The following is a 16,364-nucleotide window of genomic DNA, read 5'->3' as shown; positions in this document are numbered from 1 at the left end:
TGAATTTAGGTTATTAAAAACATAACAGAGACACAATAAGTTTTAGTATATTGAAAAAAGGGTGCATTAAATGGATTTTTTTCAAAGCCAAGAATCACTTACCTCAATTGAATGGGTTTTACGTGCTGTTGTTGGTTTTTTCTTCTTGGTCATCGTTGGAAAAGTTTTAGGACAGCGTGCCATCTCACAATTAAGACTGCTTGATTTTGTAATCGCTCTAGTTATTGGCAACATTATTGCCCAATCCATTGTCTGACCAACACCTTGGGTTAAAAGGGTCCGTCATTTCCACCATTGTACTAGTAACTTTATATCTTGGAGGTATATTCATCATACTTAAATGGCCCTGGTTAAGAATGGTGATTAACAGTGCACCAATCCCACTCGTAAAGGATGGAGAGATTTTATATAAAGGCCTTAAAAAGGCAAGGATTTCTTTAGATTTGTTATTAGGTGAATTACGTAAGGAAAAAGTAGCAGATGTCAAAAGCGTGGCATTAGCTTTTTGGGAGGCAGATGGGACAATATCCATTTTTCTAGATCCTAAATACCAACCCATTACACCATCGACTATGCAAATAATGACAGAACCATTCGATTTAGCAAGAACGATTATAAAAGAAGGTAAAATAAATTCTAATGAATTACTGCAAATACAAAAGGACGAAGACTGGGTTATATCTAAATTAGAAAACTTTTATCACACTGATATCAAAAACGTCTTACTGGCAACTGTGGATAAGAATGAGAACTTTAAGGTGTTTTTATATAAGTAGTTCTACTAACATTTACTATTTTGTTAAGTATGGTTTTTCACGATTAGAACCAAATTTGAAAGGGAATGTAATAGTAAGAGGTGATCATATTGAAAATTAATTTAACCAAAAACGCATATCTACATTTAAAAATGGTTTTCCCTGAGAAAACTTCTGTTAGGATTATTGCTCAGCAAACTAGTGGTTGAAGCAGCACAATGGTGTATGAACTTGCTCAGGATGAGCAGGTAGAACATGATGAAGTGTATCTATTTGAGGAGATCACTATCCTTGTTAGCCCAGAAGTACAAGCATATCTTGATGGAGATATCGTTATCGACCATACAAAAAATTATGGGTATGTCCTAAAGAATGATTACGAAATCTTAACTTTTGGGATGAAGCTAAAAATGAGTTAAAGAACCCCTGTCATTGCTCTGGAAGCCAAAATACAATGAATTTTTATAAAAAATGTCCTTCATCGCACTGATGAAGGACAAACCTCAAACATTATCGATCAAAATGTCTTTCACCATGCCAATGAACCCCAAATCTCTTACTCAATCAATCTGAAATGTCATTCATTAATCATTAAAGTGAAATTTCTCCATTATTGGTTTACATAATATTTTTATAGTTAATTATTTACTGCTTCTTTAATTTCTACCTTTCTCTCCAACGTTCCACTACCATCGCGATGCCTTGGCCCCCTGCAATACATAAGGTTGCCAGTCCGTAAGTTAACTTGGACTTTTGCAATTCATGAAGAAGGGTAACAAGAATTCTTGCGCCTGAACAACCAAGTGGATGACCTAAAGCAATCCCCCCGCCATTAACATTCACCTTTTTTTGGTCTAGCTCAGGCCAATGTTTTAGACATGCAATTGCTTGTGCAGCAAATGCTTCATTTAATTCAATGAGATCTATATCTTCTATCGTTAATTCTGCTTTTTCTAAAGCTTTCTCACTGGCAGAAACTGGACCTAGGCCCATCTCTTTAGGAGACACACCAGACACGGCCCAAGATTTAACTGTAGCTAGTGGTGTCAGGCCCAATTTTTCCGCTTTTTCTTCACTCATCAGCATTAAGACCGCTGCCCCGTCATTCCGGCCGGACGAATTACCTGCTGTTACTGTGCCCCCTTCTTTAAAGGCAGGCATAAGAGTGGATAATTTTTCTAGAGATGTTCTTCTTGGGTGCTCATCAACTGCGAAGAACATGCTTTCACCCTTGCCAATGGGAACACTTATTGGCACAATTTCAGCTGAAAAACGCTCACTCTCCAACGCCCTTAGTGCTTTTTCTTGACTATCAAGTGCAAAGTGATCTTGTTCTTCTCTGGAAATCTCGAATTTTTCTGCTAACCATTCAGCTGTTTGGCCCATATTAAACGTACCATAGACATCTTGAGGCTGGGAGCATGGTTGGCTGCGGATATTGGAATCAAATAGTGTTAAATCCCCTGGTTTTAATCCCTTCCTATTTCCAACTAAGTAATAGGGTGCTTGAGACATACTTTCTACTCCGCCTGCTAAAACCACCTCTGATTGACCTGTCTTTATGGACATAACTCCATTAATAACAGCTTGAAGACCTGAACCGCATTGCATTTGTACCGTATGCCCAGTCACATTTTCAGGAAATCTGGCTTTTAATGCTGCAACCCTGGCGATATTAGGTGTTTCGGCACTCTGTTTAGTTTGACCTATGATTACTTCATCTACAATAGAAGAATTATAACCAATAGAAGACAAATTATTATTCATTACAGTAGCTAGAAAATCTTCTGGTGGCACAGTCGAAAGCGCACCACCAAATTTTCCGACTGCTGTCCTAAGCGCGCTTACAATAACGACCATTATTGTTTCACTCTCCTATTATTCTCTAAAATTTCCTCACAGCTCAACCCAACCCTGAACCGCGCGTCTGTCTTTGATTTAACAGATTCAATTGTTTGACCGGTTGATAATTCAATTAAGACTAATCCTTCTTCATCCACCTCGAAAACTCCCAGTTCAGTTATGATTAGGTCTACTTTTCTAAGTGAAGTAACTGGGTACTGTAAATCTTTTACTATTTTGGATTCCCCTTCTTTAGTTGTGTGTAAAGTGGTGACAATGACCTTTCTGGAACCCTCTAACAAGTCCATTGCTCCACCCACCCCTAAAACACTTTTACCAGGAACAGCCCAGTTCGCTACCCTGCCATTTTCATCAACCTGAAGGACACCTAAAATAGACACATCAATATGGCCACCACGAATCATCGCAAAAGATGAGGCACTGTCAAAGAAAGAGGCTCCTTGTTCAACGGTAACAGGGAGTTTCCCAGCATTCACCAGGTTTTTATCAACTTCATCCGGTTGAGGTGTTGGTCCAACACCTAAGATCCCATTCTCTGAGTGTAGATAGACTTTTATCCCCTCCGGGACATAATCAGCTACCAATGTTGGTATTCCAATGCCTAGATTAACAATGTCACCATCTTCTAAAGCTAGACCTGCCCTTTTCGCAATCATGTGTTTATTACTCATACGATTTCTTCCTCCTTTATGACGAGATAATCCACGAAGAGATGCGGTGTTACAATTTCCTCAGGTGATAACTCTCCTGTCTTCACAATTTGATCTACTTCAGCAATCACTACCTTAGCAGCAGTTGCCATAATGGGATTAAAATTTCTAGCTGATTTTGTATAAACTAAATTACCTAATTCATCTGCTTTATGTGCTTTTATTATGGCTATGTCAGCCTTTAATGACGACTGCAAAATATATTTCTTGCCTTCAATCTCTCTCTCTTCTTTTCCTTTTGTAATCTCAGTACCAGCACCCACTGGTGTATAAAAGGCTGCAATTCCAGCTCCACCAGCACGAATCGCTTCCGACAGAGTACCTTGTGGCAGCAGTTCAATCTCTAAATCTCCCATTTGGTAGGCTTTGACAACATCTGGATTACTAGTAAAATACGAACCTATCCCTTTTCTAATTCTATTTTCCTTTACAAGCACGCCAAGCCCTTTGCCAGGCTCTCCAAGATTATTACTGATTATTTCTAAGTTTGTTGTTCCTGACTGTTGTAACGAACGCAATATGGATAATGGACAACCCACTAATCCAAATCCTCCAACCATAACCCTATTTCCATCTTTAATAATTGCTGCTGCTTCCATTGCAGAAATTAGTTTATTCATTCTCAATCCCCCAAAATTATTTTCTACTTATTCATTAAGAAAAACAAAAAGCTGAGCAATATTCTAATAAGCTACTAAAATGTTGTACATTTCCGTAGCCTTTCAAATTTGCTCAGCTTTAATAAGACCATGAGAGAGGAAAATCTCTCACTTTATTAAAACTAATCTAGTTTTTATTATTGATTTGATCCCAATATCTTTGTACTGCCGATTGCAGTGCAACAATGATGGCCTGTTGGGAAGGAGCAAAATAATGGTCTTTAATCGTTTGAACTAAAGGATCAATCCCATCTTTCAAACAATATCCTATGAGAATTCTTTCAAAAAATCCTTTAGTTAGACCAGTCACAAAAGTGAAATCCGCATTTTCTATAGTGTGACTCTGATGGTTAATTTCTAGAACAATTCCCGCATGTTTATATAATTCATGCATGGATGTCCCTTGAGGGGCTTTTGCGTAACCCGTAACAATCACTGTATCTAATTGATTAATAACAACCCCTCCTAAAAACAATAATTATTTTCCGATAATAACAAAGATTCAGAATAATTATAGTAAGTAGAAGGATACTTGTCAATAGCTTATCTTTTAAGAAAATACTTCATTTTCCTTCCATAATCTTTCTAATTCCGCTCTTGCTTCAATAACTTTTGGATGAAATTGGACATCTGTAGTAGCTCTAGTACACTCAACATCGCTTATACTTGCTTCTATTTCCGCTACGGTGACAGCCCCTGCATTTAATCGTTTACAAATTGACAATCCAGCCAGTCGGCCTTGTGCCATTGCTACCTTGGCACTTTCAATCCCTGTAATATTCCCAGCTACAAACAGATTGGGTACATTTGTTTGTAGTTCCCTATTATGTAGCGGGACAACACCCGATAACCCATCTAAATGCACAAATTTGCATCCTGCTGTAGCTGCCAACTCATTAAGTGGTGTTAATCCACCAGACAAACAAACACAATCAACTGTAATGTTAACCGCCTTTTCAGTAGGTTTGCCGTTTATATCTATCTTTGCGATAGAAACACTCTCCACTTCTGTCTGACCAATGATTTCATGTAGAGATTGTCGCAAAAAGATTGGTATTCCCCACATTTTTATGCCCATCGGCGGATAAAAACGAGCAGCTAACTTTCTTCCAGTTTTAGATTTTAATAGTTTTCCACTACCTCTTATCCATGCTGAAGGAGCATGGAGGGTTAAATCCTTTAATGCCTTTAATTGAGATGTAGGCGATGCATATGGAGAGAAAGGGTTGTTAGGAAGCATATAGATACCAACTACATCAGCTCCTGCAAGTTTCATTGACCTTGCGATGGTTAATGATAAAATATCTATCCCAGCCACAATTACTCTTTTTCCTGGTAAAACGCCATAAACATTTGTCATTACCTGTGCAGCACCGATTGAAATGACCCCCGGGAGTGTCCAACCAGGTAGGGGAATCGGTTTTTCGACTGCTCCCGTTGCAAGCAAAAGACATTGTGACCTGATGATTAAGGCATCTTCATTTCTTGTAAGATCCGACACATATACCTTCCACCCAATTTCCAATCCCCAAACTTGTTTTCCTGATAAAATTTGTACATTAACTGAACGGGCCCTCTGAATTAAATCATCTGCATGCTCCTTACCTTTCCACCATTTCTTCGCGTTTCCTTCTTCGTGATGTTGACCTATTAATTTCCCCCCCGGTGTTGGATGATCATCAATAACAACGACTTTAACCCCTCTTTTTCCCATTTCAATTGCGGCCGATAATCCAGCAGGCCCAGCACCAACAACCACTACATCAGTTTTCATCACACCCTCCTCCATAAGGCCGTTCTCTTAATCGTGATATGAATAATATTCTTCTCCTTCTTGAATAAGAGTCGTACAGGCCTTAACTAACCCTATATCTTGACGGTAGATTCTACATTCATAGCATTGGCCAATCCCACAGTACATTCCTCTAGGCTCGTTATTTTTTTCACTATGTCGTAATATTTTCACTCCGTTTGCCCACAAGGCGACACCAATCGTATCTCCTTCCATGCCTTTATAAACATTATTATTGAAAGAGAATGAGACTGTCTTTCTTGCCTTTTTTCCGATCAATGGATGGTCAATTCTCACCTTTGCATCTCCCTTGCAACAATTTGAGAAAGTGAAACAGGACGGGTAGGCTGATGAATGGTTAACATACTTGGATGTTCTAAAACCCCCTTCTTATGATTGGAAAATAAGCATTCCAATGCTGTTCTGCAAATCCTACCTTGACAAATACCCATTCCTGCACGGGTAGCCATTTTTAATTCCTGTACAGTACTTGCTCCTTCATTTATTGCTGCTTTCAAGCTTTCTAAAGGTACTTCCTCACAACGACACACCATGTAAGAATGGTTAAACATATTGATTCCCTGCCTTTTGCCCAAACCGTGACACTGAAAAGGTAGACAATATAGATGTTTCAATAGGATTTACCTTTCCAGCTAGATAGTTTGATAAACTTTTTGCCATTAATTTCCCCATTACAGCAGACATTCCGTAACCATGACCGTTATACCCTGCAGATATGAAGGCATTGTCCCAAGAATTGATCCTTCCAAAATAAGGGAGATGATCTTTTGTTAGCTCAACTGTCCCAGCAAAAGCCCTGATTAATTGCATATTCCTATAGCCTGGAAAAATTTCAATGAATCTCTTAGTTAGAAATTCAATTGCAAAGTTAGTATTAGATACATCATATCCATTGGTCTCCCAAGGCCCTCCCCCACCAAAAAGGATATTACCTGCATGAGATTGTCTGAGGTAAATGGAATTACCCGCAACAAATGGATGAATATTTCTCTTTTTCATAATCTCAGTTACAAGAATCTGAGAACGTCTTGGTAAAACGGGTATCTCTTCATTTAATTTTTTGCAAAGCTCTGTGGTCCATGGACCTGCACAGAAAAGGTAGGCGTCGGATTGATAATCCCTATGACGTGTAACAACGCATTCTATTTCATGTTGTTTGGTTTTAAATTCTAAAACGTCGCAATGATCTATTACTTGTGCACCATTTTTTCTGAGATAGGAAATGAGACTTTTAATCGTAGTAAACGGATAACTTTGCGCATCAGCCTCACTAAATAGCCCCATTGTAATTTGAGAGTCTATTTCAGGTAAAATGGTTTTCAATTCATTACTTGAGAGGATCTTTACTTTTAATCCCGAAGCATGATAAAGGTCATGTGCTTGGAGTAGTTGCTGCTTCTCTATTTCATTTCTAGCAAACATCACATTACCTGAACGGACAAATTTAGTATCAATCCCTTCAAGTTCGAGCGCATTCCAGATCTCAATTGCTAAACGAGCAAAGGGAACCTCTCTAAGCTCACGCCCTAACGCCAATACTCCTCCACCGTTCCTTCCAGATGCTGCAGCACCAAACGATTTTCGTTCTAGAATCGTTACACCAAATCCACTTTTTTGAAGGAAGTACGCAGCCATGAGGCCTATAATGCCACCGCCAATTATTGTAATTGTCTTCTTTTTAGCGGTGATTATTGTAGGAGCTGATAAATATTCTTTTAATTGTTCATAGATCTCCTTAGCGTATAAGGCACTACCTATTGATTCTTTTTCAACCTGCAATGAAAGTAAACTAAGCCGGTTCATCTCTTGGTCCATATTTTAACGCCCTTTGTATTCATTTTGGATGAAAAGCTCTATTATTTAACTAATCTTAGAAAAGAACTAAGCCTCTCGCTTTTAGGATTATTTAAGACTTCAAGTGCTTTGCCTTCTTCCTCAATAACCCCATTGTGCATAAAAATAACACGATCAGATACCTCCTTGGCAAATCCAATTTCATGAGTAACGACAACCATCGTCATTCCTTCTAATGCTAATTGCTTCATGACGTGTAAAACCTCGCCAACCAATTCAGGGTCTAAGGCCGATGTTGGCTCATCAAATAGCATGATTTTAGGATTCATCGCTAAAGCTCTTGCAATTGCAACGCGTTGTTGCTGTCCTCCAGAAAGCTTCTTAGGATACACATCCTTCTTATCCAGTAACCCAACCTTTTCTAAAAGTTTGATTCCTTCAGCTTCAGCCTCAGATACATTCTTTTTTAGTACCTCAACTGGACCTACTGTTACATTTTCTAGAACAGTCATATGTGGGAAGAGATTAAATTGCTGAAACACCATTCCTACTTCCTGCCTAATTTTACTAATATTCTTGTCAGAATTATTCAGTGTAATTTCATCAATAATGACTTTTCCATTATTAATCGTTTCGAGTCGATTTAAACAACGGAGCAAGGTACTTTTACCAGAACCACTTGCCCCAATCAATGCAATCACTTCTCCTTTATATACTTGCAGGTTTACTCCTTTTAACACCTCTAATTTATCGAAACTCTTATGAAGATTTTCAACTGAAATAATTGGTTGCGCAGTTTCAATTTCTTTTTGCATGTTTAGGGCTTCCACTCTTTTTCCTCCTAGCGATCACTAATGCTTAGTCGAACTTCCACTTTATTTAAAATAAAGGTGAAAAGTGTCGTCATAATCAGGTAAAACCCAGCAGCAGCAACATAAAATTCAATAAAAGCAAAATTTGTCGAGGCAAATCGTTGTGAAACCATCATTAGTTCAGATACAGTGACTAATGAAGCTAAAGAAGAATCTTTTAACATCATGATAGCCTGATTTCCAAGTGATGGGACACTAACTCGAATAGCCTGAGGAAGAATAATTTTCTTCATAATCGTTGGATATTTCATACCAAGAGACTCTGCTGCTTCTACCTGCCCTCTTGGTATCGATTGAATACCACCTCGGTATATCTCAGCAATATACGCTGCCGAGTTAATTCCTAAAGCAATGACGGAGGATACAAAAGGTGAAAGCTCTATCCCTATTTGCGGTAAACCAAAGTAGACAATAAATAACTGGACAAGCATTGGAGTGCCGCGAATAATCCATAGATAAAAGTCAGCAAAGAGTGACAAAACTTTTATTGGTGAAATTTTCATTAATGCAATGAAAAGACCCAAGATTAAACCAATTAAAATGGATACGACTGAAAGTTCTAATGTAACGATTGTTGCCTTGAGCATAAATGGAATAAATTTTGTTACTAAACTAAAATCAAGCATCAAATCTCCCCTTAACGAATATCCTCACCAAACCATTTCTTACTAATTTCTGCATATGTTCCATCTTCCATCATGGCTTTAAGATGTTTATTGATTTCAGCCTTTAATGCTTCTTCGTTTTTATTTAAGGCAATCCCTGCAGCATCTTTTAGAAGCATATCTCCTACTGGTTTGAATGGATAATTTTGTTCCTTTATTAAACGCGATCCCACAGCTTTATCTGTCAGTACACCATCAACACGTTTATTAGCTAGATCTTGAAATGTTAATAGATCGCTTTTATATGTGGTTACATTTGCACCTAGTTCTGTAGCTTTTTCTTCAAATGTTGTTCCAATTGCCACTCCTATTTTCTTTCCTTTGATGTCTTTTTCAGGGTCCTTTATACCTTTATTATCCTTATTGATAAATAATTGAGCTCCTGTATGATAATATGGTTCTGTAAAATCTACCTTTTGTTTTCTTTCATCTGTGATGGCCATACTAGATAAGATGATGTCATATTTTTTAGTAAGCAATCCACCAATAATGGTATCCCAAGGGGTAGGAACATAATTTGGCTTTACGCCCATTCTTTTGGTTATTTCATTTGCTATATCTACATCAAACCCTATTAACTTATTATCCTTGTCAAAGTAGTTAAAAGGAGGATATACTCCCTCAATCCCAATATCGATTACGCCATCTTCTTTAATTTTTGCTAGTATTCCAGTATCCTCTTGATTTTTCTTGGACTTTTCAACTGAGCCTGAACTTTCATTACTCGTTCCACAACCAGCGAGCATAAAAATCATGGTAATTAAAATGAATAAATACTTTTTCAAATTGTTTCCTCCTCATATATTTTTATAGAATTCTAGAACACTTAACTTGTAAGAGTTCTAAGAAGTGTAACCAAGATAAAAATAAAAAACCGGACAAGACATGAAAACGTAAAATGAACATGACAATCCATGAGCTCATTCGACGTAATCACGGTTGTACGGTTTAATGGAACATGAAAAGAGGTTATCTTTTCACAGCATTATTACCTGACCTTGATTATGTACAAATTATCAATTTGTAAGTTATTGATATTTTCTATTAGTGAATATTATAAATAGTTTGAGTGAACCCGTCAACAAAATTTCAGAATATTATATTAATTAATGTATCTATGTATAAAAATTATGATTCTTATAAGCATGTTGTAAACCCATTTTATTCTTGGAAAAAATTAATGTGTGCTTCTTCCTCTAACTTAACAGGATCTTAACATAAACAAATCTCCAATTTAATCCCAATGTGTTATTCCTGCTCCCCCATTTTCAATTTACACGCTTCATTTAATTATTTACCAATAAAAATACCATACTTTTCGTGAGATTTGTCCAAGCCTCTTCTTTCAACATTGAATAACCTATGATGAAGCCGGCTCGAAAGTCTATAGATGATATTGAAAGGAGACGACATATTTGCCAAAAGCTCTACATTTAAATTTAAGAGTAGATCCGACTCAATATATTTCACAAATACGTGAGGTCCCAGGATATGATTACATTCATCTGGTTCGTCAACCCAAATACATGACCGACATTTCTCTCTTAAATAAAAAAGTCCATTATCTCAATGAAATTTTTTCCCCAAAAGATTACATTAAAAAAAATGATATCTCACTTTTACATGCACACCACGGCCAACTGGGTATTTTGCTCCTTCCTTTTAAGGAAGCAACAAACCTCCCTTTAGTCACCAGTATTCGAGGCCGAGATGCAACCCTAGCAAATCAGCCTGTCGGTTACTTAGAAAATATGAAGATGCTTTTTAATCAAGGAGAGCGTTTTTTTCCAGTTTGCCAATATTTAGCTGATCGGATCATTGCCTGGGGATGTCCTCCAGAAAAAATCAGGGTGTTGTACGGAGGGGTTGACCTCAGTAAATACCATTACCGTCCACCGAGTCCTGAGGGTTCACAAAATATACTTTCTGTAGGTAGATTAGTAGAAAAAAAGGGACATCATATTTTACTAAAAGCCTTTCAAAAAATAAAAGATAAATTTCCTAGTGCTACTTTAACCATTATTGGAGGAGGAGAACTACAGGAAGAACTTATTTCTTTAAGCGAGCAACTAAAACTGGGGGATTCATTTCGTTTATTAAATCAGCTTCATAAAGACAAAGTTAGAGAGTATATGTCAAATGCAGATCTATTCTGCGCTGCTAGTTTAGAAGCGGCTAATGGAGATGTAGAAGGTATTCCGAATACATTAAAGGAAGCAATGGCACTCGGTGTACCAGTACTCTCCACTTTCCACGCAGGCATTCCAGAACTAATCACACATAAGCAAGAAGGATTCTTAGTAAAGGAAAATAATGTGGAGGAGCTAGCCGCTGGCCTTGAGTTTATGCTCACCAATAGACAACTATGGGAAACCTATACAATAGCTGCACGTAAAAAAGTTGAAACCCTCTTTGACTCTAAACAGCAGCTACTTTTACAAGCAAAATATTATGATGAACTACTGATAGGAGGATAGTAATGGCAGATTATAAATCAATAAAAGTAACAAAAGGATTGAAAACTTTAGAAATTGATAACCCAACAGACTATCCACTAATCGGAATGGGTGCTCAAGGTGCTGTTTTCAAAATTTCAGAAGAAAAGTGTGTAAAAATATACACAGATCCTTTGCAAGCAAAGATGGAAGCAGAAGCTCTTAAAGCCGGACAACATTTATCCTTTTTTCCTAGAGTATTTAAAACAGGTTCAAACTTTATCGAAATGGAGTACTTTAATGCCCCAACGTTGAAAGAATACCTTAGAAACTGTACGTATATTCCTGAATCCATCACCAAAAAACTTCTTGATGTGTTAAGAGAAATGAAAAAGACTAAATTTACGATGCTAGATGCACCTTTAAGACATATTTTCGTCCTTGAAAATGAAGAACTGAAATTGATTGATCATGTAAATGCCTTCAAACGAAATCACCCAATTCCACTAAAATTATTGCGAGATTTAAATATTATCTTGTTAAAAGAATCATTTTTATCCCAAGTGAAAAAGCTAGAGCCGGAAACTTTTGAAACATGGCAAAAATACTTCAACGAAAACAGTTTTGACTACAAGAACATTCCTGTTTATTCAGGTGGATCAGGTAAAGGGGTTAAAGTCGAAAGTTCCGTAACCCAAACACTAATTGGTTCAGGGCACCAAGGAGCTGTATACCGTGTTGCTGAAGATAAATGTGTAAAAATTTACGGAAAACCTGAACATGCAAAGCAAGAAAAAGAGGTACTAATGTCTAATCAAAAATTACCGTTCATTCCCAAAGTGTACGAAACAGGTTCCAATTATGTCTTAATGGAATATCTAGTAGGGCCTGATTTAAACACTTTTCTAAAAAAGCAATCTAGTCTTTCAAATGACATAGCTAGAAGACTACTTGACATTTTAACCACCATGAAAAAGAATGGTTTTAAACAAATCGATGCCCCACTTAGGCATATTATTGTAACTAATAATGGATTTAAATTAGTCGATCATGTGTACTCATTCTCAAGAGTACAAGAAAGACCTATTGAGTTATTTCAAAACCTTCATGAAAGAGGTTTCTTGGATTCATTTCTCGAACAAGTAAAAGAAATGGACCCAAAAACACATGAGGAATGGACAAAGTCACCTATCCCACTAATAAATGAACAAGGCACTAACGATAATTTAAGTAATTCAAAGAAAACTCGGAGCAGTAAAAAAGTACACGATCGCAAAAAAGGGCATGATCGTAAAAAGGAGAACAATAAAAAGAAAGACCATGATCATAAAAAAGTGTCTAGTCAAAAAAAGGATTCGAATCGAAAAAAAGATCATGAACGAAAAAAGGGACAAGAGCATAAAAAGGATTTGAAAAGTAAAAAGGGCTCGGATCGAAGAAAATGAATATTTTAGTGACAGGAGCGGCAGGATTTATTGGGTTTCATCTCTCTAAACGTTTGTTGACTGAAAATTATCATGTTATTGGGCTAGATAATCTAAATGAATATTATGATGTGGATTTAAAGAAAAAGCGAATCAAATTATTAGAGAATCATCCCAATTTTACATTCTATAAAATGGACTTAGGAGACCTGGCATCATTAAAACAACTACTTGCAGAACATTCTATCCGAATTGTTTTTAACTTAGCAGCTCAAGCCGGAGTTCGGTATAGCCTTAAGAACCCTCATGCATATGTTCAATCCAATCTCATGGGTTTCTTAAATGTATTAGAGGCTTGCAGAGACTACCCGGTAGACCATTTAATTTATGCCTCGTCAAGTTCCGTTTATGGTGCCAATACAAATATTCCTTTCTCACCGAAAGACTCCGTTGACCATCCTATTAGTATGTATGCTGCTACAAAAAAAGCTAATGAATTAATGGCACATACGTATAGCCATTTATATAATATCCCTACAACTGGGCTCCGCTTTTTTACAGTATACGGGCCTTGGGGTAGACCAGATATGGCATATTACTCTTTTACCAAAAACATTTTCGAAGGAAAGCCAATTAAGGTGTTTAATCAAGGTGACATGAGTAGAGACTTTACTTTTATTGATGATATTGTTGAAGGGATGATTAGACTTATTGATCATCCTCCTAAACCCAATATCTATTGGGATAGAAACAATCCTGACCCAAGCTCCAGCTATGCCCCCTACCGAATATATAACATTGGCAACAATAATCCAGTGAATTTATTGAAATTTGTTCAGATATTAGAGAAGCTTATAGGAAAAAAGGCAAAGGTTGAATTTTTGCCCATAGAACCAGGAGACGTAAAAGTAACCTACGCTGATATTTGTAGCTTGCAGAAAGATGTCGGATTCTCACCCTCTACCCCGCTGGAAAAAGGGTTGGAGCAGTTCGTTGAATGGTATAAGGAATATCATCTAAAAGAATAAATATGCTTATATAGTAAAAAACCGAGAATGAAACCTCGGTTTTTTGCTATTGGGTTTATCGTTAATTTAATTATATTGAGTAATATGTTTATTAATTGTTAATTTAGTTTTGAAAATTCCTAATATGAAAGAGAAAATAGCTATCATTAATACATAAAACCAGATTTGGTTCATTACTGGTGTATCCCAAACACCAAGAAAGTAAAGTATAGCCGGTAAAGTCAATGTTACCCACGATTGAACAAAGGCCACCATACCTATATAATGGTCAATTTTTTTATTAAGAGCATTTGATAAAAAGAACAGAAACCATAAAAATGCCCACATTCCCCAAGTTAAGGCATTGACCACATTATGGAATTGAATTATAGATGTAAAAGTATAGACGACTCCAATTATGGCTACCCATAAACTAAACCATCCAAGACCGCTGCCGTCCATGCCCCTTAATACCGTAACTCCAACGTATAAGTAAGTTAAGCCAAATAAAAAAATGGAAGCTACATTAAAAAGATCCCAATGATTTTGACCAGATATAACCATTAAATAGGTTGGGATTATTATTTGTATCGTTCCTACAAATATATTAAAAATACCCACACTTTTTGCTTCTGCTTTTCCTAATAGCATGAGACTGTTTAAAAATAATACTGCGCCAGAAAGGAACAAACCAACAAAACTCATACACCTTTACCCTCCTTCAAAAAAATGAAAAAGCAATTCCTACACACATCTAGTATAGAAATTGCTTTCTTAAGTTATAAAACAATACTTACAATTACAGATGATAAAATACTTACTAAAGTTGCTCCAAACAATAGCTTTAAGCCAAAACGGGCAACAGCATTTCCTTGTTTTTCATTCAAGCTCTTAACCGCACCAGAAATGATACCGATAGAAGAGAAGTTTGCAAATGAAACTAAGAACACAGAAATAATACCTAACGTCCTTGGCGTAAAGTTTTCCTGTATCTTTGCTAAATCCATCATGGCAACAAATTCATTCGTTACTAACTTCGTCGCCATAATTCCACCCGCACTAACTGCTTCAGATAATGGGACACCCATGATAATTGCCACTGGTGCAAAGATATATCCTAAAATTTCTTGGAAGGAAATCCCGAAAATTAAATCGAAAACGTTATTGATTCCAGCCATTAAAGCAACAAATCCAATTAACATGGCACCAACAATGATGGCAACTTTAAAACCATCAATGATGTACTCCCCTATCATTTCGAAAAAGCTTTGTTTTTCTTCTTGAATAACAAGAATATCTTCACTTTCTGACACCGTATACGGATTAATAATAGATGAAATAATGAATCCGCCAAATAAGTTAATAACTAAGGCAGTAACAACATATCTAGGTTCAATCATTGTCATATAAGCACCGACAATAGACATAGAAACAGTTGACATGGCTGAAGCACATAATGTGTATAAACGATGTGGCTGTAACTGGCCAAGCTGTTTTTTTACAGTAATAAATACTTCAGATTGTCCAACAATTGCAGATGCAACTGCATTATAAGACTCTAATTTCCCCATTCCATTAATCTTGCTTAGCAATAATCCAATTCCTTTCATAATAAAAGGAAGTATTTTGAAATGCTGTAGAATCCCAATTAATACTGAAATAAATACGATTGGCAGCAATACTTCAAGGAAGAACGACATTTCTCCTTTATTTGCTAGTCCGCCAAAGACAAATGAAATTCCGCTGGCCGCATACTCTAATAACTTTGTAAAAATATCTGCAAAGCCTTTTACTAATACTAATCCGAATTTTGTATTTAATAATAGCCAAGCTAATATGATTTGAATAACAACCATTATAATGATAGGCTTAATTTTAATATTTTTTCGGTTATTACTTGCAACATAGGCAAGTGCAAAAACAATTAGTAAACCAATGATAGCAATGATGTATTTCATACTTTCCTCCGTCATGATGTATTTAATCTTGATGAAAAAATGTTGCGCTTACATTTTTAAGAACAGAACTAATATAACATACAGATTGAACAAATGTTAAGTACTAAATGAAAAAATGTAAAATATTTTTTCGAGATGTTTTCATTTTTTTCACATAATAATGTTTTCATGTAATAACATTCACTTTATTTTAAAATTACTGAAATTTTGTAAAGTATATAATGAAAAATTGAAATAATTTTAACTTTTTTCAAAGATCCCCTTAACTCACTAAAAAATATCCATGTTTCAGTTCCTCCTCATTGTATTCAAGTATTAATATTTACCTTTTTGGGAATTTCATTATGAATTAATGCGCATTTATAATATTTATTTACATATTTTCTTTAAAGCGTTAAAATTTTTATTA

At 36.2% G+C, this 16,364-nt stretch carries 17 protein-coding genes and 1 pseudogene; 5 read left to right on the top strand and 13 right to left on the bottom strand.

Annotated features, from left to right (window positions below; all coding sequences use genetic code 11):
• The first annotated feature begins 70 nt into the window (after positions 1-70).
• Together QE429_RS24545 and QE429_RS12880 are read left to right on the top strand one after the other, a co-directional pair.
• Positions 71-776, top strand: a pseudogene (locus tag QE429_RS24545) (DUF421 domain-containing protein).
• 197 nt (positions 777-973) lie between these two features.
• Positions 974-1,174 (top strand): hypothetical protein, encoded by a 201-nt coding sequence (locus QE429_RS12880; RefSeq protein WP_307287426.1) that lies wholly within the window; start codon positions 974-976, stop codon positions 1,172-1,174.
• Between the two features lie 244 nt (positions 1,175-1,418).
• Here QE429_RS12880 and QE429_RS12875 read toward each other — a convergent pair whose 3' ends face one another.
• The 11 genes from QE429_RS12875 to QE429_RS12825 form a co-directional block, all read right to left on the bottom strand.
• The gene (locus QE429_RS12875) at positions 1,419-2,615 is read right to left on the bottom strand and encodes a thiolase family protein (protein ID WP_307287425.1); all 1,197 of its coding nucleotides are present in this window, start codon (positions 2,613-2,615) and stop codon (positions 1,419-1,421) included.
• On the bottom strand, positions 2,615-3,289 hold the full coding sequence (locus QE429_RS12870; protein ID WP_307287424.1) for a 3-oxoacid CoA-transferase subunit B: 675 nt from the start codon (positions 3,287-3,289) through the stop codon (positions 2,615-2,617). The genes QE429_RS12875 and QE429_RS12870 overlap by 1 nt, the downstream gene beginning before the upstream one ends.
• A complete protein-coding gene (locus tag QE429_RS12865; RefSeq protein ID WP_307287422.1) occupies positions 3,286-3,948 on the bottom strand; it encodes a CoA transferase subunit A in 663 nt (220 codons plus the stop codon). The genes QE429_RS12870 and QE429_RS12865 overlap by 4 nt, the downstream gene beginning before the upstream one ends.
• A 166-nt stretch (positions 3,949-4,114) precedes the next feature.
• Positions 4,115-4,462: a DUF3870 domain-containing protein gene (locus tag QE429_RS12860; RefSeq protein WP_307287420.1), complete on the bottom strand. Its 348-nt coding sequence runs from the start codon at positions 4,460-4,462 to the stop codon at positions 4,115-4,117.
• 75 nt (positions 4,463-4,537) lie between these two features.
• Positions 4,538-5,761, bottom strand: coding sequence for an NAD(P)/FAD-dependent oxidoreductase (locus tag QE429_RS12855; RefSeq protein ID WP_307287419.1), 1,224 nt, complete (start codon positions 5,759-5,761; stop codon positions 4,538-4,540).
• Between the two features lie 27 nt (positions 5,762-5,788).
• The gene (locus QE429_RS12850; RefSeq protein ID WP_307287418.1) at positions 5,789-6,076 is read right to left on the bottom strand and encodes a (2Fe-2S)-binding protein; all 288 of its coding nucleotides are present in this window, start codon (positions 6,074-6,076) and stop codon (positions 5,789-5,791) included.
• The gene (locus QE429_RS12845) at positions 6,073-6,351 is read right to left on the bottom strand and encodes a (2Fe-2S)-binding protein (RefSeq protein WP_307287417.1); all 279 of its coding nucleotides are present in this window, start codon (positions 6,349-6,351) and stop codon (positions 6,073-6,075) included. Before QE429_RS12845 ends, QE429_RS12850 begins: the two co-directional genes overlap by 4 nt.
• Positions 6,344-7,615, bottom strand: a complete 1,272-nt coding sequence (locus QE429_RS12840; protein WP_307287416.1) for an NAD(P)/FAD-dependent oxidoreductase — start codon at positions 7,613-7,615, stop codon at positions 6,344-6,346. Before QE429_RS12840 ends, QE429_RS12845 begins: the two co-directional genes overlap by 8 nt.
• 41 nt (positions 7,616-7,656) lie before the next feature.
• Entirely contained in the window at positions 7,657-8,379 is a 723-nt protein-coding gene (locus tag QE429_RS12835; protein WP_307290802.1) for an amino acid ABC transporter ATP-binding protein, read from the bottom strand.
• 56 nt (positions 8,380-8,435) lie between these two features.
• On the bottom strand, positions 8,436-9,092 hold the full coding sequence (locus QE429_RS12830; protein WP_307287415.1) for an amino acid ABC transporter permease: 657 nt from the start codon (positions 9,090-9,092) through the stop codon (positions 8,436-8,438).
• An 11-nt stretch (positions 9,093-9,103) separates the two neighbouring features.
• Positions 9,104-9,916, bottom strand: a complete 813-nt coding sequence (locus tag QE429_RS12825; RefSeq protein WP_307287413.1) for an ABC transporter substrate-binding protein — start codon at positions 9,914-9,916, stop codon at positions 9,104-9,106.
• Positions 9,917-10,546: 630 nt separating this feature from the next.
• On the opposite strand from QE429_RS12825, the gene QE429_RS12820 reads away from it, so the two are divergent.
• The 3 genes from QE429_RS12820 to QE429_RS12810 are packed head-to-tail and all read left to right on the top strand — an operon-like array spanning position 10,547 to position 14,018.
• The gene (locus QE429_RS12820) at positions 10,547-11,608 is read left to right on the top strand and encodes a glycosyltransferase (protein ID WP_307287411.1); all 1,062 of its coding nucleotides are present in this window, start codon (positions 10,547-10,549) and stop codon (positions 11,606-11,608) included.
• A 2-nt stretch (positions 11,609-11,610) separates the two neighbouring features.
• On the top strand, positions 11,611-13,011 hold the full coding sequence (locus QE429_RS12815; RefSeq protein ID WP_307287410.1) for a hypothetical protein: 1,401 nt from the start codon (positions 11,611-11,613) through the stop codon (positions 13,009-13,011).
• Positions 13,008-14,018: an NAD-dependent epimerase gene (locus tag QE429_RS12810; RefSeq protein WP_307287409.1), complete on the top strand. Its 1,011-nt coding sequence runs from the start codon at positions 13,008-13,010 to the stop codon at positions 14,016-14,018. The genes QE429_RS12815 and QE429_RS12810 overlap by 4 nt, the downstream gene beginning before the upstream one ends.
• Positions 14,019-14,084: 66 nt before the next feature.
• Here the strand turns inward: QE429_RS12810 and QE429_RS12805 are convergent, their stop codons facing one another.
• Both QE429_RS12805 and QE429_RS12800 read right to left on the bottom strand, forming a co-directional pair.
• Positions 14,085-14,702, bottom strand: a complete 618-nt coding sequence (locus tag QE429_RS12805) for an AmiS/UreI family transporter (RefSeq protein WP_307287408.1) — start codon at positions 14,700-14,702, stop codon at positions 14,085-14,087.
• Between the two features lie 74 nt (positions 14,703-14,776).
• On the bottom strand, positions 14,777-15,955 hold the full coding sequence (locus QE429_RS12800) for a NupC/NupG family nucleoside CNT transporter (RefSeq protein WP_307287407.1): 1,179 nt from the start codon (positions 15,953-15,955) through the stop codon (positions 14,777-14,779).
• Positions 15,956-16,364: the final 409 nt, after the last annotated feature.

Origin of the sequence: Bacillus sp. SORGH_AS_0510, from assembly GCF_030818775.1 — a bacterium.
In the GTDB taxonomy this organism is placed as follows: domain Bacteria; phylum Bacillota; class Bacilli; order Bacillales; family Cytobacillaceae; genus Neobacillus.
This window is presented reverse-complemented; position numbering and strand designations above follow the sequence as displayed.

Bases quoted from the DNA above. Each gene is read 5' to 3' on its own strand.
- QE429_RS12880 (WP_307287426.1), top strand. From the start codon at position 974: ATGGTGTATGAACTTGCTCAGGATGAGCAGGTAGAACATGATGAAGTG.
- QE429_RS12875 (WP_307287425.1), bottom strand. From the start codon at position 2,615: ATGGTCGTTATTGTAAGCGCGCTTAGGACAGCAGTCGGAAAATTTGGT.
- QE429_RS12870 (WP_307287424.1), bottom strand. From the start codon at position 3,289: ATGAGTAATAAACACATGATTGCGAAAAGGGCAGGTCTAGCTTTAGAA.
- QE429_RS12865 (WP_307287422.1), bottom strand. From the start codon at position 3,948: ATGAATAAACTAATTTCTGCAATGGAAGCAGCAGCAATTATTAAAGAT.
- QE429_RS12855 (WP_307287419.1), bottom strand. From the start codon at position 5,761: ATGAAAACTGATGTAGTGGTTGTTGGTGCTGGGCCTGCTGGATTATCG.
- QE429_RS12845 (WP_307287417.1), bottom strand. From the start codon at position 6,351: ATGTTTAACCATTCTTACATGGTGTGTCGTTGTGAGGAAGTACCTTTA.
- QE429_RS12840 (WP_307287416.1), bottom strand. From the start codon at position 7,615: ATGGACCAAGAGATGAACCGGCTTAGTTTACTTTCATTGCAGGTTGAA.
- QE429_RS12830 (WP_307287415.1), bottom strand. From the start codon at position 9,092: ATGCTTGATTTTAGTTTAGTAACAAAATTTATTCCATTTATGCTCAAG.
- QE429_RS12815 (WP_307287410.1), top strand. From the start codon at position 11,611: ATGGCAGATTATAAATCAATAAAAGTAACAAAAGGATTGAAAACTTTA.
- QE429_RS12810 (WP_307287409.1), top strand. From the start codon at position 13,008: ATGAATATTTTAGTGACAGGAGCGGCAGGATTTATTGGGTTTCATCTC.
- QE429_RS12805 (WP_307287408.1), bottom strand. From the start codon at position 14,702: ATGAGTTTTGTTGGTTTGTTCCTTTCTGGCGCAGTATTATTTTTAAAC.
- QE429_RS12800 (WP_307287407.1), bottom strand. From the start codon at position 15,955: ATGAAATACATCATTGCTATCATTGGTTTACTAATTGTTTTTGCACTT.